The organism is Mangrovibacterium sp., assembly GCF_059905295.1.
This window is the reverse complement of record NZ_JBZQJF010000082.1, coordinates 1-2,003: the sequence shown is the minus strand read 5'-3', so window position 1 is coordinate 2,003 and position 2,003 is coordinate 1. Positions and strand designations below refer to the sequence as shown.

Below are 2,003 nucleotides of genomic sequence, written 5' to 3'. Positions count from 1 at the left end.
TGGCAAAGTAATGTCGCGGTCTCTTTGTTTATATACATGAATGAATTCGACGAAGATTGAAAGATAGAGGGGAAGGATAATACCGAAGGGGATCCTTTTTGACTTTGGAAGAACTTGTGTCCGGCTAACAACATGGCATTTCCCTCCTGAGATATTTTGATGTATTTTAAAAATGACTTTCTAGTTTTGTGACCTGTGATCTTCATGATGGAGATAGAAGGAATGCCTGCTAAATACCTATTGGTCGCTCCGGAGCGGCGGGCTGTATGGTTACTAATTAGTTCCCATTAGTCAGGTTGCATACGAATTGGGATTCCAGTATCCGCAACATTTTAGTCGAATGTTTAAGAATGAAACCGGCTATTCACCCAACGAATATCGATCTCTGAATTAATCACAGGAACGATTTCGACTTCGAAGATAATTTCCTGTTATTATTGTCTGTTATTAGCCGTCAATAGTTTTGGCTGGGTAGAATACTCTTAATGGTGACAAATAAGAAGCTTCAAGTGATTCCTATAAGTAGTGAAGGTGAAGATTGTCGCTAAAATGATAAATCAATGTTTTGCTAAGGCGACAAGCTTTATCCTGATCGACCTGAATGTAGTGCCTTCGACTTTCTTTTTTGCAAAATATTTCTGACTTTAGGATGAAATTCTATTGTTCGCAAGATTCACGTATTAAAATTATACTTCGATGATATTGAGATCAGCTTTTTTGCTCTTGGGAGCATTTTTATTTATGATGGCATCCTGTACTGAAAAAGTTAAGACAGACCTGACAAAAACAGCTTTTATTCCGAAACCAGTAAGCGTTACGGCAACTGGCGATGCATTTGAGCTGGATGGTTCAACTGGAATCTTTGTGCAGAAGGGGAACAACCATTTGCCGATTGCCGGGAAATTCCTTGTTAGTACCTTGGGCTCTTCCTCTACTGTTGAAGCTGTTTCTGAAGCTCCTTCCAATGGGATTTATCTTTCGCTTGATACAAGTGGTGAGGTCCCGGCAGAGGGGTATAAACTGACGATCGATAATAAGCTGATTCAGATTGAAGGAGGTGATGAAGCCGGTTGTTTCTATGGAATTCAGACATTGATGCAAATTTTACCGGCAAAAATTACTCCAGGCGAAAAGTTAATTGTTCCAACCGGAGCCATCACTGATGCCCCGGTATACGGTTATCGTGGAGCGATGCTCGATGTTGCTCGTCATTTTTTTTCAGTGGAAGATGTGAAACGTTTTATCGATTTTCTGGCGGAATATAAAATGAACACGCTTCATCTGCACCTGACAGATGACCAGGGATGGCGGATTGAAATCAAGTCGTGGCCAAAACTAACAAAAGTTGGTGGTAGCACTGAAGTTGGTGGCGGAGAGGGTGGTTTTTATACGCAGGAACAATACAAGGATATTGTGGCCTATGCAGCAGCACATTTTATTACGATTGTTCCGGAAGTTGACATGCCCGGCCATACCAATGCCGCCCTGGCATCGTATGCAGAGTTGAATGCAGACGGAAAAGCGAGAGAGCTTTATACTGGGATTAATGTTGGTTTCAGTACACTCGATGCACACAAAGACGTGACATACAAGTTCGTTGATGACGTAGTTCGAGAATTGTCAGAGCTTTCACCCGGGCCTTACTTTCACTTGGGAGGCGACGAGTCGCATGCAACCAAGCACGATGATTACGTTTATTTTGTGAACCGGGTTCAGGGCATCGTTCAGAAATACGGAAAGAAGATAATCGGTTGGGACGAGATTGCGAACGCTGATCTGGTTAAAGGTGCAGCGGTGCAGTTTTGGGCCGACGCTAAAAATACTTCGCTGGGGATCGAAAAAGGTGGCAAAGTGTTAGTATCGCCGGCAAGTCGTGCCTACATGGATATGAAATATGATTCGACTACTGTGCTTGGCTTGAAGTGGGCAGGAACGATTGAGGTGGATCAAGCCTATGATTGGCAGCCCGACACAGTTGTCCCGAAACTGACAAAAGAACAAGT

The 2,003-nt window shown here is 43.0% G+C and carries 2 protein-coding genes; both read left to right on the top strand.

The genetic code is table 11. The annotated features are described in order from the left end of the window. Nucleotides 1–286: 286 nt before the first annotated feature. Entirely contained in the window at nucleotides 287–394 is a 108-nt protein-coding gene (locus tag AC37HE_RS04555) for a helix-turn-helix domain-containing protein (protein ID WP_500781603.1), read from the top strand. Nucleotides 395–696: 302 nt separating this feature from the next. Beyond that, nucleotides 697–2,003: beta-N-acetylhexosaminidase (locus AC37HE_RS04550; RefSeq protein WP_500781602.1), on the top strand; the 1,307-nt coding region annotated here is incomplete at its 3' end.